Origin of the sequence: Pleomorphomonas carboxyditropha (genome assembly GCF_002770725.1) — a bacterium.
Lineage (GTDB): Bacteria > Pseudomonadota > Alphaproteobacteria > Rhizobiales > Pleomorphomonadaceae > Pleomorphomonas > Pleomorphomonas carboxyditropha.
On record NZ_NQVN01000012.1, the window covers coordinates 1 to 19,020 of the forward strand.

At 67.1% G+C, this 19,020-nt stretch carries 14 protein-coding genes; 9 read left to right on the forward strand and 5 right to left on the reverse strand.

The window, feature by feature from the left end; genetic code table 11:
- The 6 genes from CJ014_RS16695 to cyoE all read left to right on the forward strand — a co-directional run.
- Window positions 1-1,346, forward strand: a 1,346-nt coding sequence (locus CJ014_RS16695) for a cation:proton antiporter (protein WP_100081626.1), incomplete at its 5' end; no start/stop codon positions are given.
- A gap of 175 nt (window positions 1,347-1,521) precedes the next feature.
- Window positions 1,522-2,373, forward strand: a complete 852-nt coding sequence (gene cyoA, locus CJ014_RS16700; RefSeq protein WP_165790871.1) for a ubiquinol oxidase subunit II — start codon at window positions 1,522-1,524, stop codon at window positions 2,371-2,373.
- A gap of 31 nt (window positions 2,374-2,404) precedes the next feature.
- Window positions 2,405-4,381, forward strand: a complete 1,977-nt coding sequence (gene cyoB / locus CJ014_RS16705) for a cytochrome o ubiquinol oxidase subunit I (protein ID WP_100081752.1) — start codon at window positions 2,405-2,407, stop codon at window positions 4,379-4,381.
- Entirely contained in the window at window positions 4,378-5,010 is a 633-nt protein-coding gene (gene cyoC, locus CJ014_RS16710; protein WP_100081628.1) for a cytochrome o ubiquinol oxidase subunit III, read from the forward strand. The genes cyoB and cyoC overlap by 4 nt, the downstream gene beginning before the upstream one ends.
- A 1-nt stretch (window position 5,011) precedes the next feature.
- Window positions 5,012-5,383, forward strand: a complete 372-nt coding sequence (gene cyoD / locus CJ014_RS16715) for a cytochrome o ubiquinol oxidase subunit IV (RefSeq protein WP_100081629.1) — start codon at window positions 5,012-5,014, stop codon at window positions 5,381-5,383.
- A 1-nt stretch (window position 5,384) separates the two neighbouring features.
- Window positions 5,385-6,248: a heme o synthase gene (gene cyoE, locus CJ014_RS16720; RefSeq protein WP_100081630.1), complete on the forward strand. Its 864-nt coding sequence runs from the start codon at window positions 5,385-5,387 to the stop codon at window positions 6,246-6,248.
- Between the two features lie 4 nt (window positions 6,249-6,252).
- Here cyoE and CJ014_RS16725 read toward each other — a convergent pair whose 3' ends face one another.
- Together CJ014_RS16725 and CJ014_RS16730 are read right to left on the reverse strand one after the other, a co-directional pair.
- Window positions 6,253-6,867: a LysE family translocator gene (locus tag CJ014_RS16725; protein ID WP_100081753.1), complete on the reverse strand. Its 615-nt coding sequence runs from the start codon at window positions 6,865-6,867 to the stop codon at window positions 6,253-6,255.
- 619 nt (window positions 6,868-7,486) lie between these two features.
- Window positions 7,487-9,178, reverse strand: coding sequence for an NAD-dependent malic enzyme (locus CJ014_RS16730; protein WP_100081631.1), 1,692 nt, complete (start codon window positions 9,176-9,178; stop codon window positions 7,487-7,489).
- A 365-nt stretch (window positions 9,179-9,543) separates the two neighbouring features.
- On the opposite strand from CJ014_RS16730, the gene cowN reads away from it, so the two are divergent.
- Together cowN and CJ014_RS16740 are read left to right on the forward strand one after the other, a co-directional pair.
- Window positions 9,544-9,846, forward strand: coding sequence for a N(2)-fixation sustaining protein CowN (cowN, locus tag CJ014_RS16735; protein ID WP_100081632.1), 303 nt, complete (start codon window positions 9,544-9,546; stop codon window positions 9,844-9,846).
- A 173-nt stretch (window positions 9,847-10,019) separates the two neighbouring features.
- Window positions 10,020-12,368 (forward strand): methyl-accepting chemotaxis protein, encoded by a 2,349-nt coding sequence (locus CJ014_RS16740; protein WP_100081633.1) that lies wholly within the window; start codon window positions 10,020-10,022, stop codon window positions 12,366-12,368.
- A 223-nt stretch (window positions 12,369-12,591) separates the two neighbouring features.
- Here CJ014_RS16740 and CJ014_RS16745 read toward each other — a convergent pair whose 3' ends face one another.
- Both CJ014_RS16745 and CJ014_RS16750 read right to left on the reverse strand, forming a co-directional pair.
- The gene (locus tag CJ014_RS16745; RefSeq protein WP_100081754.1) at window positions 12,592-14,649 is read right to left on the reverse strand and encodes a YgiQ family radical SAM protein; all 2,058 of its coding nucleotides are present in this window, start codon (window positions 14,647-14,649) and stop codon (window positions 12,592-12,594) included.
- Window positions 14,650-15,065: 416 nt separating this feature from the next.
- A complete protein-coding gene (locus CJ014_RS16750; protein WP_100081634.1) occupies window positions 15,066-15,887 on the reverse strand; it encodes a hypothetical protein in 822 nt (273 codons plus the stop codon).
- Between the two features lie 330 nt (window positions 15,888-16,217).
- On the opposite strand from CJ014_RS16750, the gene CJ014_RS16755 reads away from it, so the two are divergent.
- Complete coding sequence (locus CJ014_RS16755) at window positions 16,218-17,423, forward strand: TIGR03862 family flavoprotein (protein WP_100081635.1); 1,206 nt, start codon at window positions 16,218-16,220, stop codon at window positions 17,421-17,423.
- Here the strand turns inward: CJ014_RS16755 and folD are convergent.
- On the reverse strand, window positions 17,420-18,286 hold the full coding sequence (gene folD / locus CJ014_RS16760) for a bifunctional methylenetetrahydrofolate dehydrogenase/methenyltetrahydrofolate cyclohydrolase FolD (protein WP_100081636.1): 867 nt from the start codon (window positions 18,284-18,286) through the stop codon (window positions 17,420-17,422). The genes CJ014_RS16755 and folD overlap by 4 nt on opposite strands.
- Between the last annotated feature and the right edge of the window lie 734 nt (window positions 18,287-19,020).

Consider the following 19,020-nt stretch of genomic DNA (forward strand, 5'->3'; position numbering starts at 1 on the left):
TCGCACCCCCAGCCCGCGCCCCCAGCCCGACGGAGGCCAAACTGTCGCTGTTCCAGGTCTTCGCGCTGCTGGTCGTCACCACCGCCGGCTTCAGTTGGCTGAACCAGCGCTTCATCCGCCTGCCCGATCACATCGCGCTGTTGCTGATGGGCCTCGGCGCGGCGGTCGCGCTGGTGCTGGTGGAGTGGATGGTGCCATGGCTGTGGCCGGTGGCCGCCGTCGAGGCGATGCTGCGGCGCATCGACTTCGAGGCGACGCTGATGCAGGGCGTGCTCGCCTTCCTGCTGTTCGCCGCCGCCATCACCATCGACTGGCACGAGCTCAAGCGGCGCAGCCTCGCCATCGCGCTGCTCGCCACCATCGGCGTGGCGCTGTCGGCGGTGCTGGTGGCCGGCATGCTCTACGCGGTGGCCGGGGCCGCCGGCCTGCCGCTATCGTTCGCCTGGTGCCTGGTGTTCGGCGCGCTGATCGCCCCCACCGACCCGATCGCCGTGTCGGCGGCCCTCGAGCACGTGCCGCTGCCCGACCGGCTGCGCGTCGACGTCATGGGCGAGTCGCTGTTCAACGACGGCGTCGGCGTGGTGCTGTTTGGACTGGCGCTGTCGATGGCAACCGGCGACGGCGACACCGGCATCGCCGTCGCCGCGCTGGACGTGCTGGTCGAGATCGCCGGCGCCCTGGCGCTCGGCATCGCCGCCGGCTTTGCCGCCACCTACGCCTTCCGCAAGATCGACGACTATTCGGTGGAGGTGCTGATCTCGCTCGCCCTCGCCATGGGCGGCTACGCGCTGGCCGACGCCATCGGCGTCAGCGGGCCGATCACCGTCGTCGCCTCCGGCGTGCTGATCGGCAACCTCGGCGCGCCGCGCGCCATGAGCGAGCGGACACGCGCCTATTTCTACGGCTTCTGGCGCCTGATCGACGACCTGCTCAACGCCTCGCTGTTCGTGCTGCTCGGCCTCGAGGTGCTGGTGCTGCACCTCCAACCGGCACCCCTCCTGTTCGGCCTGATCGCCGTGCCGGTGGTGCTGATCGCCCGCTCGGCCACCGTCGCCGCCACGCTGGCCACCCTGGGCGGCTGGCTGCGCTTCGACCGGGGCGCCGGCGTCGTCCTCACCTGGTCGGCGGTGCGCGGCGCCATCTCGGCCGCCCTCGCCCTGTCGGTGCCCTACGGCGGCGAACGCGAGCTGATCCTCGCCGCCACCTACGCGGTGATCCTGTTCTCGTCGATCGTCCAGGGCCTCACGCTCGAGCGCGTCATCCGCCGCACCACCGTCATGTCGCCCAACGCCGAGCCGCCGATGGCCGCCGCCGACGCCCAGCCGCCGCCGGCCGAAAATAAATGACGATGCTCGGAGCCAACCGCCTCCTTCCGTGTTATTACGGAGGGGGAAACTATGTCCGGCCGCGGGTTACCGCGCACCGTGGAACGTTCGCATGTCTTATTTGAAGCATCGTCCCGGAAAGAGTGTCGCCTCTGTTTTCAGGCGTTTCACACCCGGAAAATCCCGCCTTGCCCGCTTGCGTTCGGCGTCGGTCGTCCTGGGTTTTGCGCTTCTTCTGGCCGGTTGCCGCTTCGTGGTGCTGGATCCGAGCGGCCCGATCGCCGCCAAGGAGAAGCAGCTCATCCTCATTTCCACCGCGCTGATGCTGCTCGTCGTGCTGCCGGTGATCATCCTGACGCTGATCTTCGCCTTCTGGTACCGCGCCTCCAACACTCGCGCCAACGCCATGCCCACCTGGGCGCACTCCAACGCCATCGAGGTGGTGGTGTGGACCGTGCCGCTCCTGATCGTCATCACCCTCGGCTGGCTCGCCTGGACCACCACCCACGCCCTCGATCCCTATCGGCCCCTGGAAGGCAACGGCACGCCGACGCTGGAGATCGACGTGGTGGCGCTCGACTGGAAGTGGCTGTTCGTCTACCCCGGAGAGAACATCGCCACCGTCAACGAGGTGGCCTTCCCCGTCGACACGCCGGTGCGCTTCCAGATCACCTCCGACACGGTGATGAACTCCTTCTTCATCCCCGGCCTCGCCGGCCAAATCTACGCCATGGCCGGCATGCGCACCGAGCTCAGCCTGATCGCCAACAAGCCGGGCACCTTCGGCGGCCTGTCGGCCAACTACAGCGGCGCCGGCTTCTCGGGCATGCGATTCAAGGCGCTGGCGATGTCGCCGGGCGATTTCGACGCCTGGACGCGCAAGGTGGCGGCGAGCGGCCGACCGCTCGACACCGCCGCCTTCGACGATCTCGCCAAGGACAAGAGCAACAGCCCGGTCGTCTATTACGCGCCGGGCAATCCCGGCCTGTTGCAGGGCCTCATCAACAAATATCGCCATGCGCCGCCGCCGGCGCACGCGGGCCATTGACGGCAGCCGTGGAGAGCGCGACGTGAACCTCATCTTCGGAAAGCTCACCCTCGAGCAGATCCCCTACAACGAGCCCATCATCATGGGCGCCGTCGGCGGTGCCGCACTGCTGGTCCTGGCCGTCGTCGCGGTCATCACTTGGTACGGCCGCTGGCACTGGCTGTGGTCGGAATATCTCACCTCGGTCGATCACAAGAAGATCGGCATCATGTACATCCTGCTCGGCCTCGTCATGCTGCTGCGCGGCTTCGCCGACGCCATCATGATGCGCATCCAGCAGGCTATGGCCCTCAGCCCCAACCCGGGCTACCTGCCGCCGCACCACTACGACCAGATCTTCTCGGCCCACGGCGTCATCATGATCTTCTTCGTGGCCATGCCGCTGGTGGTCGGCCTGATGAACATCGCCGTGCCCCTGCAGATCGGCGCGCGCGACGTCGCCTTCCCCTTCCTCAATTCGCTGAGCTTCTGGCTGACCTTTTCCGGCGCCATACTGGTCAACGCCTCGCTGATCTTCGGCGAATTCGCCAAGACCGGCTGGGCCGCCTATCCGCCGCTGTCCGAGCTGTCCTTCAGTCCCGACGTCGGCGTCGACTACTATATCTGGAGCCTGCAGATCAGCGGCATCGGCACGCTGCTCACCGGCGTCAACTTCCTCACCACCATCCTGCGCATGCGGGCGCCCGGCATGAAGATGATGCGCATGCCGATCTTCACCTGGACGGCCTTCTGCACCAACGTGCTGATCGTCGCCGCCTTCCCCATCCTCACCGTCACGCTGGCGCTGCTCGGCCTCGACCGCTACGCCGGCATGCATTTCTTCACCAACGACGGCGGCGGCGAGCAGATGATGTACGTCAATCTGTTCTGGGCCTGGGGCCATCCGGAAGTCTACATCCTGGTGCTGCCCGCCTTCGGCGTGTTTTCCGAAGTCGTCGCCACCTTCTCCGGCAAGCCTTTGTTCGGCTACAAGTCGATGGTCTGGGCGACCATCGCCATCACCTTCTTCTCCTTCGTCGTCTGGCTGCACCATTTCTTCACCATGGGCGCCGGCGCCAACGTCAACGCCTTCTTCGGCATCGCCACCATGATCATCGCCGTGCCGACCGGCGTGAAGATGTTCAACTGGCTGTTCACCATGTTCCGCGGCCGGGTGCGCTTCTCGGTGCCCATGCTGTGGACCATCGGCTTCATGATCACCTTCACCATCGGCGGCATGACCGGCGTGCTCCTGGCCATGCCGGGCGCCGATTTCGTGCTGCACAACAGCCTGTTCCTGGTCGCCCACTTCCACAACACCATCATCGGCGGCGTGGTGTTCGGCATGTTCGCCGGCCTCAACTACTGGTTCCCCAAGGCGACCGGCATCCGCCTGTCCGAGCCGCTCGGCCGCGCCTCCTTCTGGTGCTGGCTGGTCGGCTTCTACGTCGCCTTCATGCCGCTCTACGTGCTCGGCTTCATGGGCATGACGCGCCGGCTCAACCACTACGACAACCCGGACTGGCAGCCCTGGCTGGTGCTGGCCGGCTTCGGCGTGGCGATCATCGCCCTCGGCATCCTGTTCTCGATCCTGCAGATCGCCTGGAGCATCTGGAAGCGCGACGAGCTGCGCGACCTCTCGGGCGATCCCTGGGACGGCCGCACCCTCGAATGGGCCACCTCGTCGCCGCCGCCGATCTACAATTTCGCCGAGACGCCGCGCGTCACCGAGATCGACGCCTGGGCCAACATGAAGGCGGACGGCGGCGGCATGTTCGTGCGGTCGACGCCTTACTATGACATCCACCTGCCGAAGAACACCGCCGCCGGCCTGCTGATCGGCCTGTTCAGCATCGGCCTCGGCTTCGGCCTCGTCTGGCATATCTGGTGGATGGTCGGCTTGAGCGCGCTGGCCATGCTGGCGGCGCTGCTCCATCGCCTGTTCCAGGACGAGATCGCCTTCATCATCCCGGCCGCCGAGGTGAAGGACATGGAAATGCAGCGCCTCGAAGGAGCCGGCCGGTCATGACCATACTCGACCTTCCCGAAGCCCATTCGGTTCACGCCCCGCAGCATCCGTCCGCCGCCGCCGACGACGCCGAGCTCACCGAGAAGACCGTCTTCGGCTTCTGGCTCTACCTGATGAGCGACGTGGTGCTGTTCGCGACGCTGTTCGCCGTGTTCGCCGTGGTCGGCCGCAGCTATGCCGGCGGCCCGACCGGCCAGGAGTTGTTCGATCTTCCTTACGTGCTGGTCGAGACGGCCGTCCTGCTCGCAAGCTCCGTCGCCTTCGGCTTCGTCACGCTCGCCGCCCAGGACGACCGCCGGCAGGCGACGCTTCTGTGGATGGCGGTGACCTTCGCCATCGGCGCCGTGTTCATCGTCATGGAAGTCTACGAGTTCCACCACCTGATCGAAGAGGGCGCCGGTCCCAGCCGCAGCGCCTTCCTGTCGGCCTATTTCACGCTGGTCGGCACCCACGGCCTGCACGTCGCCAGCGGCCTTCTCTGGATGATCGTCACCGGATTCCAGCTTGCCCGCGACGGGCTTACCGCCACGGTCCACCGCCGCCTGGGGCTGCTCGGCTTGTTCTGGCATTTCCTCGACGTGATCTGGATCGTCGTGTTCACCGAAGTCTACCTGATCGGAGTGCTCTGACATGGCCGACCGCAGAACCGAGCATCTCCCCGGCGCCGGCGCCTCGCTCCACCATTATGTCCGCGGCCTCGTCCTGTCGGTGCTGCTCACCGGCGCCGCTTTCGCGCTGGTGATGACCCATGCGCTGCCGCGCAATGCCACCATATTCGTCATCCTCGCCCTCGCCGCCATTCAGATCTTCGTCCACCTCGTCGACTTCCTGCATATCGACGGCTCGCTCGAACAACGCTGGAACGTCTACGCCGCGCTGTTCGCGCTGCTTGTGGTCGGCATTCTCGTGGGCGGCAGCATCTGGATCATGTTCAGCGCCCACGCCAACATGAACATCGGCACGCCGATGCCCGGCATGACCATGACGCCCGAGGCCTTTTGAGGTGACAGCGCTCAGCCGCAACCCTTATGTGCGCCTTGTGAAACCCGGTATCGTCGGGGGCAATCTCGTCTCGACGGCCGGCGGCTTCCTGCTGGGTGCGCGTGGCGCCGTCGATATGCGGCTGTTTGTCGCCACGCTCGTCGGCGTGGCGCTGGTGGTGGCTGGCGGCTGTGTCGTCAACAACGTCATCGATCGCGACATCGACGCCCGCATGGCCCGCACGGCCAACCGTCCCATGGTCACCGGCGCGGTCGGCGTCCCCACGGCCACCGCTTACGGTGGCGTGCTGGCCGGCGGCGGGTTGCTGCTGCTCGCCCTGATCGCCGGTCCGCTCGCGGCAACCGTCGCCGCCTTCGGCCTCGTCATCTACGTCGGCCCCTACAGCCTGTGGTTCAAGCGGCGTTCGCCGGTCAGCGTGCTGGTCGGCAGCCTCGCCGGCGCGACGCCGCCGGTCATCGGCTATTGCGCCGTCACCGGCCGGCTGGATGGCGCGGCCGTCATCCTGTTCCTGATGTTCGCGCTGTGGCAGATCCCGCATTCCGATGCCATCGCCATCGTGCGCCGCGACGATTATGCCGCCGCCGGCGTGCCGACCTATCCGGTCCGCCACGGCATCGCCGCCACCAAGCAGCGCATCCTCGTTTCCATCGGCGCCTTCGGCGTCGCCTCGGTGGCCCTGCCCTTCGCCGGCTTTACCGGCCTCGCCTACCTCTGCACGGCCGTCGCTTGCGGCGGCTACTGGCTGCATGTCGCCGCCACCGGCCCGGCCGCCATGGACGAGCGCGGCTGGGCCAAGCGTATCTTCCTCGCTTCGCTCGGCTGTCTTCTGGCGCTCTGCGTGCTGATGGCCGTCGATTTCCGATAACCGGTCAACGCTGCTCCGTCAGCGCCAGTCTGAGGCCGAGCAGCACGAAGGCGCCTGCGAACAGGCGCCGCAGCATGGCGAGCACCGAGGGGCGCGCCATCACCCGGTCGCGCGCCGTGGCGGCGGCGACGCCATAGAGCGCGAACACCACGAAGGTCATCGCCATGAACACGCCGCCGAGCTCGATCAGGCGCAGCGTCGGTTGCGCCTCGCCATGCCCGACGAACTGCGGCAGGAAGGCGAGGAAGAACACGGTGAGCTTGGGATTCAGAAGGTTGAGAAGGACCGCCCGGACGGTGATGTCGAGCGCCGAAGCGTCGCGGCCGTCGGCCGCCACGGCCAGCGCGCCGGTCTCCTTCAGCGTCATCCAGGCCATGTAGAGGAGATAGGCGACGCCGGCCACCCGCAGGATCTCGAAGGCGAGAACGCTGGTCGCGATCATCGCCGAGAGGCCGAGCACGGCGGCGAGAAGATGCGGCAGGATGCCCAAGGTGCAGCCGAAGGCGGCGATCGCCGCCGCCCGGCCGCCGCGCCCGAGGCCGGCGCCGAGGGTATAGATGACGCCGGTACCCGGCGAGGCGACGACGATCAGCGACGTGAGCAGGAATTCGGGGGACATGAGGGCGGACATCGGCAGGCTCCGGTGGTTCGCCCTACCCTGCCGCTCCATGCGAGACGGAGCCACCCGATTTCCAGCCGCTGCCGCCCCCGCATTTTATCACGCCGAGCTGCATCGGCATGCAAACGAGACCTATATCCGCCTCCCGCCCCATTCTGCCCGAGGTCCTACGCCTTCGCGTAGGATGACACTCTATGGGGAGGGGGCAAGGATGGAGGGCGACGCGCTATCCGGCTGTTTCATATATATATAAATCTGTCATCTTACGCGAAGGCGTAGGACCTCGGGCAGGATAAAACAAGGGGCCGATATAGGGCGCCGTGATCCGAACGCGCAGGGCCGGCGCACACAACCACTGCGACTCCTGCCCTGCTGAGAGGATTCACCCCTCTCTCCAACTCTCCCCCACAAGGGGGGAGAGGGTTCGTCGAGCCGAAAGGCACAAACTTTCGAGCCAATAGGTTCTGTTGGGAACCGAGCCGTGCCCTCTCCCCCCTTGTGGGGGAGAGTTGGAGAGAGGGGTGATCGCATCCCCAAAAGCGAACCGGCTTCCCCAAAAGCGAAACCGGGCGGCCTTTCGGCCACCCGGTTCCTTCATTCGCTAAGGGCGTGTCGCCGATCAGGCGAGCGGCTTGTAGACCGGCTCCCACACCTTGGCCTTGATGGCGGCCTTGATGGCGGCGTCGTCCAGCTTGGGCGCAAGGCCCTCGGCCATCGCCTGCTTGGCGACGGCGACGGCGATGTGCGAGGAGACCTCGCGCATGCGGTCCAGCGTCGGCAGCAGCTTGTCGCCGGGGTTGGTCTTGGCCGGCGACAGCTCGGCGAGCGCGCGGGCGGCGGCCAGGAACATGGCGTCCGTCACGCGCTTGGCGCCAACGGCCAGCGTGCCGAGGCCGACGCCCGGGAAGATGTAGGAGTTGTTGGTCTGAGCGAAGTGGTAGGTCTTGCCCTCGTATTCGAAGGGCAGGAACGGCGAGCCGGTGCCGATGATGGCGCGGCCTTCGGTCCACTTGATGATGTCCGACGGCTGGGCCTCGACGCAGGAGGTCGGGTTGCTGAGCGGGAAGACGATCGGCCGCTCGGTGTGCTTGCCGATCTCGCGGATGATTTCTTCCGTGAACATGCCCGGCTGGCCGGCCACGCCGACGAGAACGGTCGGCTTGGCGTTCTTGATCACTTCGTAGAGCGAAGCCTTGCCGGCCTCGGCGACGTCCCAGCCGTCGATGATCTTGCTGTCCTGGCGGAAGCCGAGCTGGAAGGTGTCGAGGTTGGGGGTCTTCTCGGTGACCAGGCCGTAGCGGCCGACGATGAAGAAGCGCTTGCGGGCTTCCTCGTCGCTGAGGCCCTCGGAGACCATGGCCATGCGGATCAGGTCGGCGATGCCGACGCCGGCCGAACCGCCGCCGAGGATGGCGACGCGCTGGTCCTTGAGCGGCTTGCCGGTGATCTGGATGGCCGACAGCAGCGTGCCGGTGGCGACCGACGCCGTGCCCTGGATGTCGTCGTTGAACGTGCAGAGCGCGTCGCGATACTTGTCCAGGAGGCGGTTGGCGTTGTTCTTGTGGAAGTCTTCCCACTGCAGCAGCACGTTCGGCCAACGCTTCTTCACGGCTTCGACGAACTGGTCGATGAAGCTGTCGTATTCCTCGCCGCGGATGCGCTCGTGCTTCCAGCCGAAGTACAGCGGATCGGCGATGCGCTCGGCGTTGTTGGTGCCGGTGTCGAGCGTGATCGGCAGCACGGTGTCGGGGGCGATGCCGCCGCAGCCGGTGTAGATGGCCAGCTTGCCGACCGGGATGCCCATGCCGCCGACGCCCTGGTCGCCCAGGCCGAGGATGCGCTCGCCGTCGGTGACGACGATGCACTCGACGTTGTCGTAGCGCGGGTTGGCCAGGATCTCGTCCATCTTGGCGCGGTTCGGATAGGAGATGAACAGGCCGCGCGGACGGCGGATGATGTGGTGATACTGCTGGCAGCCGGCGCCGACGGTCGGCGTGTAGATCATCGGCAGCAGTTCGTCGAGATTGCGGGTGATCACCGCGAAGTAAAGCGTCTCGTTGGCGTCCTGCAGGTCGCGCAGGTAGACGTAGCGGTCGAGGTTGGTCGGCAGCGCGCGGATGGTCTCAAGGCTGCGGGCAACCTGGGTGTCGAGCGTCTCGACGGCGTCGCCGAAATAGCCGTTGAGCTTGAAGGCGTCGCGCTCGGCCTGGGTGAAAGCCGTGCCCTTGTTCAGCAACGGGTCTTCGATGAGGGCCTGGCTCGTGGGGATCGCCTTGACGGCGGCGCCGTCCTTGAGGGTCACGTCGTTCATCTGCTGTTCCATCCTTCTCACTGTCGAACCGGGCCCGCCATCTTGGCGGAACGCCCCGGGTCCGGCGCGGTCGCCAGTCCCGCTTTTTCGGGCCACTTACTGACCCTTTTTCGTCAGAAAATCTTCCGTAGAAACACGACGTCGTCTTTGCCCGAGGGAGCTTAAACGCGTAAATCGGCACCCGAACGACTACTATATCGATGTAGTTGGCAATCCTTGTCACAAACGCGACATCGATCTGGCGGAAACTTTTCAGCCGGCGGGGCGTCTTTCTTCAGGAAAACCCCGGATATCCAGGACTTTTCACGACCTGGCAAGGTGATTGCACCTGAAGACGGCAACTCGACACGCAACGGAGATCGATCTTGTCGCCCCCAGGCCGCACCGTCAAAGACCGATACGTCACCTTCGAGGGCATCGACTTCGAGGGCAACATGCAGGCGGTGCTCGTCCACCTCCGCCATTATATCGACGATCCCGCCTTCGCCAATCCCTTCTGGGAGCGCTTCCGCCGGCGCCTCGCGCTCGCCGAGCAATCGGAGCGGCCGGTGGCCGACCGGCTGCTGCTGATGCACGCCCACGTCTACTACATGGCCGAGCTGTTCGAGGACAACGACGACGACGACGCCCTCGCCGCCCTGCGCCGCCTGGAGGAGGAATGCTTCTGACCCTCGCGGTCGGCAAAGTCTGCCACCGCCGGTAGATAGTAATAATTACGTATAAGGAAATTGTTCTCTTTGTGTGTCATATAAAATTCATGCGATTACTTGCAGGTGTTTATTCCTCATTAAGCTGCGGCCGGCTTATTCATGGCGAAAATCGACAGCACTGAGGGAATACGATGCGGTCAGGCCAAAGCATCACCGCGCAGCTTTTCTTTTTCGCGCTCCTGCTGGTTCTGCTGGCCGGCGCCGCCGGCGGCGCCGGCTTTTTCGGCCTGATGCGCACCGGCGCCGCCATCGACGCGGTCACCGGCGTGTCGACGGCGCTCACCAACATCAACACCGCCACCGCCGCCATCCAGTCGCTCTACGCCTCCGGCCGGTCCGAGGACGCCGAGGCGGCGCTGGCCGGCATCGCCGCCGTCGAGCGGGGCACCGCCGGCACGCCGGCGCTGACCGGCGTCACCTCCGGCCTCGCCGCGGCGGTTCACGGCCTCTCCACCGGCTGGCGGGACATCGACGCCGTCAGCGCCGACATCGACCGCGCCTTCGCGGCGCTCGCCGCCGCCGCCGCCAGGCTGGAGGCGCGCGCCGTCGAGGATCTCGGCAAGTCCGAGGACGATCTCGAGGAGGTCAACGCCGCGCTGGACGGCACGCGGGCCATCGTGTCCGGCCTGACCGACGCCGAACTGCGGCTCACCCGCGGGCGGGCCGCCTTCGAGGCCTACCTGCGCACCGGCGACTTCTTCCAGTTGACGGCCGGCCAGAACGCCCTCTCCACCGCCGCCCGCCTCGCCGAGGACACCCGTGTCGAGAGCGAGGACCCGGCCTTTGCCGAGGCGCTGAAGGCCATTTCCAGCCTCACCGGCGATCTCTACCAGGCCGTCGCCCGCAAGGGCGACAACAGCCAGACCATCGACCTCGCCGCCGAGTGGTCGCGCCTGTCGCCGCGCCTCAACACCATCGACCAGCGCATCGACGCAGTGAACACCGAGGCGCGCGCCAGCGCCGACAAGGCGTTCAACCGGGCGGCCGGCCTGTCGATCCGCCGCGACCGCGCCGCCGCCTTCGGCGCGGCGGTCCGCGATTTCCGCACCGCCGCCTACGAGCTGCTGCTCGCCACCGAGGACTACCGGCTCAAGCCCGACGCCGCCCACGGCACGGCGATCGACGCCGCCCTCGACCGGGTGAACGGCGCCATCAGCAAGCTCGGCGCCGACGCCGCCAAGGAGGTCGCCGCCCCCTTCGCCGACTACGGCAAGGCGGCCGCCGGCCTGCGCCGGGCCACCGAGGCACTGGAAGCCGCCCGCGCCGACGCGACCGGGCTGTCGGCCGCCGCCGCCGACGGCCTGCGCCGGACCGCCGACGGCGTCGCCGCCGCGGCCCGCGCCGACCGCGACCGCGTCAGCCTGACCGTGCTGGCCGTCATCGCCGGCATCGTCGGCGTCGCCGTCGTGGTGACGCTGCTGCTCGACCGCCGCATCGCCCGGCCGCTGCGCACCCTCACCACGGCGATGCGCGCGCTGGCCCACGGCGATCTCGACGTCGCCGTTCCCGTCCGCAAGGGACGCGACGAGATCGCCGCCATGGGCGAGGCGCTCTTGGTGTTCCAGGCAAGCGGCCGCGAGCGCGAGGACCTGCGCCGCGCCGCCGAGCGCGACCAGGCCCAGCGCGAGCAACGCCGGGCGGCGCTGGAAACGGCGATCGCCGCCTTCGACAGCGCCGCCGCCGGCGTCATCGCCACGGTGGAGGGCCTCGCCGACCAGCTCGGCCGCGGCACCGCCGACCTGTCGGGCGCCGCCTCCCACGCGGCCGAGCTCGCCGGGCGCACGTCGCTGGCCGCCGGCAGCGCCGCCGAAAGCGTCCGCACCATGGCCGCCGCCGCGACCGAGCTCGCCCGCTCGCAGACCGTCGCCCGCGATCAGGCCGACGCCGCCGTCTCGGTCGCCGGCGCCGGCGCCGGCCATGCCCGGACGGCCAGCGGCGTCATCGCCAGCCTGTCTGAGACCACCGCCCGGGTCGGCGAGGTGGTGGACCTGATCGGCTCCATCGCCGCCCAGACCAACCTTCTGGCCCTCAACGCCACCATCGAGGCGGCGCGGGCCGGCGAGGCCGGCAAGGGCTTCGCCGTGGTGGCCGGCGAGGTGAAGAGCCTCGCCAACCAGACGACGCGTGCCACCGACGACATCCGCACGCTGATCGACGGCATCGGCAACGCCACCCGCTCGGCGGTCGAGCTGATCCGCGACATCGCCGCCTCGATGGCCGATATCGACGCCGCCGCCGGCGCCCTGTCGGAATCGGTGATGGGCCAGGGCGACGCCACGGCCGAGATCTCCGGCAGCGCCGCCATGGCCGCTTCCTCGACCGACGACATGGCCGCCGGCACGCTGGAACTGGCCGGCGCCGCCGACCGCACCCGCACGGTGGCCGGAGCCGTCACCACCACCGCCGGCACCATCCACGCCGAGATCGTCCGCATGCGCGGCCTGATCGAATCCTTCGCCCAGGATGCCCGCGCGGCGTGATGGAGAGGTGCCACCGGAACCCAACAATGCTATGGGCGCTCCAGCTTGTTGGAGACCTATATCGGCCGCTTGCTCCATCCTGCCCGAGGTCCTGCGCCTGCGCGCAGGATGACAGAATTATATATAGGAAACATACATAACCCATCCATAAGGTGTCATCCCCGCGCAGGCAGGGACCTCGGGCAGAATGGGGCACTTCGTCACATATCAGTCGCCCTGAAATCTATCGGGCACGCGGCTTCCGGGCCGGCCCGCCGCCCGGCGCACCTCCGAAAGTCCCCTTGGTCACGAACCTCTGGGTGCCATTCTTGCTGCCGGTGCGGCGGCCCTCGCCGCCGCCGAGGCCGGTGCCGGCCGGCTGGAAATTGGGGATCAGGTGGTGCTTGCCGTTGCCGATCAGGTCGGCGCGGCCCATCGCCTTCAGCGCGTCGCGCAACAGCGGCCAGTTCTCCGGGTCGTGGTAGCGCAGGAAGGCCTTGTGCAGGCGCCGCTGCTTGAGCCCCTTCACCGTCTCCACCCGCTCCGACGCGCCGCGCCTCACCGCCTTCAGCGGGTTGACCCCGGAATGATACATGGCGGTGGACAGCGCCATCGGCGACGGCAGGAACGTCTGCACCTGGTCGGCACGATAGCCGTTCCTCTTCAGCCAGATGGCGAGGTTCATCATGTCCGCGTCCGACGTGCCGGGGTGGGCGGCGATGAAATAGGGGATCAGGAAATACTTCTTGCCGGCCTCGGCCGCCGCCGCGTCGAACAGCTGCTTGAAGCGGTCGTAGGCGCCGATGCCCGGCTTCATCATCTTGGAGAGCGGCCCCTCCTCGGTATGCTCGGGCGCGATCTTCAGGTAGCCGCCGACGTGGTGGCGCACCAGTTCCTTGATATAGGTCGGGCTCTTGACGGCGAGGTCGTAGCGGACGCCGGAGGCGACCATCACCTTCTTGATGCCCGGCACCGCCCTGACCTTACGGTAGAGCTGGATCAGTGCCTCGTGGCTGGTGTCGAGGTTGGGACAGATGTCGGGATAGACGCAGGATGGCTTGCGGCAGGCGTTCTGGATGCGCCCGTCGCGGCAGGCGATGCGGTACATGTTGGCGGTGGGGCCGCCGATGTCGGAAATGATGCCGGTGAACCCTTCGGTGCGGTCGCGGATCTTCTCGATCTCCTCAAGGATCGAGCCTTCCGACCGGTTCTGGATCACCCGCCCCTCGTGCTCGGTGATCGAACAGAACGAGCAGCCGCCGAAGCAGCCGCGCATGATGGTGACGGAGAAGCGGATCATCTCCCAGGCGGGAATCTTCGCCTCGCCGTAGCCGGGATGCGGCGCCCGCGCGTAGGGCAGCTCGTAGACGGCGTCCATTTCCCCGGTGGTGAGCGGCACCGGCGGCGGCGTCACCCACAGCTCGCGGTCGCCGTGCCGCTGGACGAGCGGCCGGGCGTTGCCCGGGTTGCTCTCGCGATGGAGCACGCGGCTCGCCCGGGCGTAGGTCTCGGCGTCGGCCTCCACCTGCTCGAAGGCCGGCAGGCGCAGCACCGTGCCGGCGCCGAGCTGGCGGGCGCCCTCGTCGGCGCTGTCGATGTCGTCGGCATGCGCCTCGGTCCAGCCGTCGGGAACGGCGGACTTCATCAGCGCCACGCCGCGCACGTCGTCGAAACTCTGCGGGTCGCCACCCCTGGCGATGCGATGCGCCACCTCGACGATCGCCCGCTCGGCATTGCCGTAGAGCAGGATGTCCGCCTTGGCATCGACCAGGATCGACCGCCGCACCTTGTCCGACCAGTAGTCGTAATGGGCGATGCGCCTCAGCGACGCCTCGATGCCGCCGAGCACGATCGGCACGTCGCGGAAAGCCTCGCGGCAGCGCTGCGAATAGACGATCACGGCGCGGTCGGGCCGCCGGTCGCCCTCGCCGCCCGGCGTGTAGCTGTCGTTGTGGCGGATGCGGCGGTCGGAGGTGTAGCGGTTGACCATCGAATCCATGTTGCCGGAGGTCACCCCCCAGAACAGGTTGGGCTTGCCGAGCGCCTTGAAGGCCTCGGCGTTGCGCCAGTCCGGCTGGGCGATGATGCCGACGCGGAAGCCCTGCGCCTCCAGCAGGCGGCCGATCACCGCCATGCCGAACGACGGATGATCGACATAGGCGTCGCCGGTGACGACGATCACGTCGCAACTGTCCCAGCCGAGCGCCTCCATCTCGGCGCGGCTCCGCGGCAGGAACGGTGCCGTGCCGAAGCGGGCGGCCCAGTGTTTCCGGTAGGAGAAGATCGGCTTGACGGCGTCCATCATGGCCCTGCCGTTAACAGATTTGCTTCGGCGAGGGAACGCCGGCGACGGCCCCGCCCGGCGGTGCGGCGCCGTCGGCCGCGGCGGCAAGCCCTTGAAAAACAGGCGGTTATCGCGAGAGAAAACTTGGCCGTAAAACTCCCGATAGGAGAAACATACAAAAAATAACGCCCGGTGGGGTTGAAACCCTTTGAGTCCACCGCCGCTCTTTGCTATTATTAAGACATGATGAATTTGTAGGCGCCTATATCGACTTATAAAATAACAAGCCGTTCAGGAAACGCCTTGGGCCGAGCGAAACAGAAAAGAACGATCCGGAAGTTCGATTTTCATGACGTGAAGCTAAACGCCCCGAGCGAGCAGTCCTAGTTTAGGCAATATTTCTCAAAAAAGCCGGAACAATTTTGTTCCGGCTTTTATTTTGGCCGATATTCGCTCCAGAGATCCCGGGCCTGCGTGGCGATGGCGGCGATTTCGTTCGCCTTGTCGGCGAACCAGGCGTCGAAATCGACCAGCAACTGCTCGTTGAGGCTGATCAGCCGCCAAGCCGGCGCCTCGGTCCTGATGAGCCCCTGCGCCTCAGCCGCGTGCAGCAGGTTCCAGATCTGGCTTTTCGACACGCAAAAGGCGCCGGCCGTCGCCATCACGTCGAAGGCGACGGACGTCGAGCCGCTTTTCTGCCATTCCCACAGCAGTTCCAGCAGCATCGAATAGCCGCCGTCGCGCGTGATGAAGAAGGCGATGGTAGGATGGCGCTGCACGAACGCCGTCACCTCGTCGGGCGTCGCCGCCCGGGTAAGGCGGAAGGCCAGGGCGAATTCCGGCGTCGAGCGCTCGGCCTCGGTCAGCCGGAACAGCCCCAGCGGCTCGAGCGGCGTGAGCTGCGCCATCAGCCAGCGATGGTCCTCGCTCACCATCTTGCCGGTCGGCTCGAGCAGGCGCTGGCGGCGGTCGTCGGCCGGCCGCGTGTCGAGGAAGCCGAGCTTGCGCAACAGCAGCACCTGCGCCGCCACCCGCCCCGGGCTGACGCCGCCGTGCTCCGCCGACAGTTTCTGCAGGCGGGTGAGCGTCAGCGCCGGCGCGGCGGGGTCGAACGCATGTCGGGCATGGACGTGCAGCGCACAGCCGAAGATGAGGTGGCGCGGCAATGTGTTGACGGCCTTGTTGAGGAGGCCGGTATTCCGATAGAGGGCGCTCGCCCTCTCGATGTAGATGGCCCTTGCGTCCGCAAACCCCATGGCCACTCCACTCAACGGCCTCAGTATTTATACTATATCCCAGCGGTCATCTTTTTCAAAGCACAGCTGGGCGGCAGTTGCCCGGCGACGCGGCAGCTATCCGTGCCGACAAATTCCGCTTGCGCCCGAGGAGCCGCCGCCGCGCAGGCCGGCATCGGGACAAGCGAAACGAATTCGACATTTGAATTCCGGCTGGCATAAGGCGCCTAAACAAATGACAAATTCGAAAGCCCCACTAGAAACAACAGAATAATAAAGTGGTTCCCGTGACTTCGACATTTGATCTCGCCATGATATCGGGCGGATGAAAATGTCGGAGCCGAAGCGGAGATGGTGATGGCGGAGGTGGCGATCGTCGGCGGCGGGCCGGCCGGCCTGATGGCGGCGGAGGTTTTGGCGGCGGCGGGCCGCCATGTCACCGTCTACGACGGCCTGCCGAGCCCGGCCCGCAAGCTGCTGCTCGCCGGCAAGAGCGGCCTCAACCTCACCCATGCCGAGCCCTACGAGCGCTTCGTCGGCCGCTACCGGCCCGCCGCGCCGGCGCTGATCGCCGCGCTCGACGCCTTCCGGCCGGACGATGTCGCCCAATGGGCCGACGGCCTCGGCGCCGAGACCTTCACCGGCTCGTCCGGCCGGGTATTTCCCAAGGCGATGAAGGCGTCGCCGCTGCTGCGCGCCTGGCTCAAGCGCCTCGCCGGCCTCGGCGTGACGGTGAGGACGCGCCACCGCTGGACCGGCTTTTGCGAAAAGGGCCTCACGTTCGACACGCCGGACGGCAATCTCGAAAGAACCGCCGATGCCGTGCTGTTCGCGCTCGGCGGCGCCTCCTGGCCACGCCTCGGCTCGGATGCCGGCTGGGTCGCGCCCTTCAGGGCGATCGGCGTCGATGTCGCCGAGCTGAAACCGGCCAACGCCGGCTTCGACGTCGCTTGGGACGCCGCCTTCGTCGAGCGTTTCGCCGGCGCGCCGGTCAAATCGGTGACGGCGACGTCGGACGCCGGCACGACGCCGGGCGAATTCGTCATCAGTCGCCACGGCATCGAGGGCAGCCTCGTCTACGCCCATGCGGCCGCCCTGCGCGACCGGCTCGGCGCCGAGGGCAAGGCCGATTTCGTCATCGATCTGGCGCCCGGCCGCACCGCTGAGCGCCTCGCCCGCGACCTCGGCCGGCAGGGCGCCAAGGCGTCGTTCAGCAACCGCCTGAGGAAGGGCGCCGGCCTCGACGGCGTCAAGGCGGCGCTCGCTCGGCTGTTTTCCTCGGAGGAAGAGCGCCGCGATCCCGACTGGCTCGCCGCCCGCCTCAAGGCGCTGCCGATCCCGCTTAGCCGCATCCGGCCGATCGAGGAGGCGATCTCCTCGGCCGGCGGCATCCGCTTTTCCAGTATCGACAGCCGCTTCATGCTGACGGCGCGGCCGGGCGTCTTCGTCGCCGGCGAAATGCTCGACTGGGAGGCGCCGACCGGCGGCTACCTCCTCACCGGCTGCTTCGCCACCGGCCGCGCCGCGGCGCGGGGACTGATGGAGTGGCTCGGCTAGCCGGCGATCCGCCGCGCCGCCGAATCCAGCGTGTTCAGCATCAGGCAGGCGATGGTCATCGGGCCGACGCCCTTCGGCACCGGCGTGATGAAGCCGGCCACCTCGGCCGCCGAGGCGAAATCGACGTCGCCGACCAGCTTGCCCTTGCCGTCCACCTCGATGCGGTTGATGCCGACGTCGATCACCACGGCGCCCGGCTTCACCCAGTCGCCCTTGACCATCAGCGGCCGACCGACGGCGGCGACCAACACGTCGGCGGTGCGGCAGAGGTCCGGCAGGTCGGCGGTCCTGGAATGGGCGATGGTGACGGTGGCGTTCTTCTGCAGGAGAAGCTGCGCCATCGGCTTGCCGACGATGTTGGAACGGCCGATCACCACCGCATGCTTGCCGGCAAGGCTGGGCAATAGGCGGTCGATCAGGATCTGGGCGCCGCGCGGCGTGCAGGGCACGAAGCCCGGCAGGCCGATGGACAGGCGGCCGGCGTTGACCGGATGGAAGCCGTCGACATCCTTGTCGGGATCGATCAGCCCGAGCACCTTGTCGGCGTCGATCTGCTTCGGCAGCGGCAACTGCACCAGGATGCCGTGCACCGCCGGATCGGCGTTGAGCTTGCCGACGAGCGCCAAGAGGTCGGCTTCCGAGGTGTCGGCCGGCAGGATGTGCTCGAAGCTCCTGAGGCCGCATTCGGCCGTCGCCTTCAGCTTGTTCCTCACGTAGACGCCGCTCGCCGGATCGTCGCCGACCAGCACCACCGCCAGACCGGGGACGACGCCGTGCTTGTCCTTCATCTCGGCGGCGCGGACGGCGATGTCCCGGCGGAGCTCGGCGGCGATGGCAAAGCCATCGATAATCTGTGCGACCATGGCGGTATCCCCTCGTGGCTGGAAACCGGGCCTAACCAGATAAGCCCGGCGATTGCAAGCGGCCGGGTGAAATCAATCGACTAAGGTGACGGGATGGAGGTGGCCCCGTCCAATCCGAGAGGGTCCTTTCCACGCTGCTTATGTCAGTCTGGGTATCCCATATTCGCCCCTCGCCTCTTTCTGCCCGAGGTCCTCCGCCTGCGCGGAGGATGACACTCTATGGGGAGGGGAGGCAAGGATGGAGAGCGATGCGCTATCCGGCTGTTTCCCATATATAAATCTGTCATCCTACGCGCAGGCGGAGGACCTCAGGCCGAAAAGGGCGCCAAGGCAAATATCGGGCACCGACCTACACGAAACCGATCGGACGCCACGACACCATCCCGAAGCGCGGTTGATATCGGGCCACCCCTCTCCCTGGTCCCTCTCCCACAAGGGGCGAGGGGACGATGGGATTTGCCGACCCATTGGTCTGAACGGGCGCGTTTTCCAGCAATGGGTAGACCCAAACCGCGTCCCCTCGCCCCTTGTGGGAGAGGGACCAGGGAGAGGGGTGTCCTGAGACTCGACGATGCCAGACAGCGCACCGGTCCGATCGGAGACCTATATTAGCCGCCCGCCCTCTCCTGCCCGAGGTCCTACGCCTTCGCGTAGGATGACAGATTTATATATAGGAAACAGCCGGATAGGGCATCGCCCTCCATCCTTAGCCTCCCCTCCCCATAGGGTGTCAT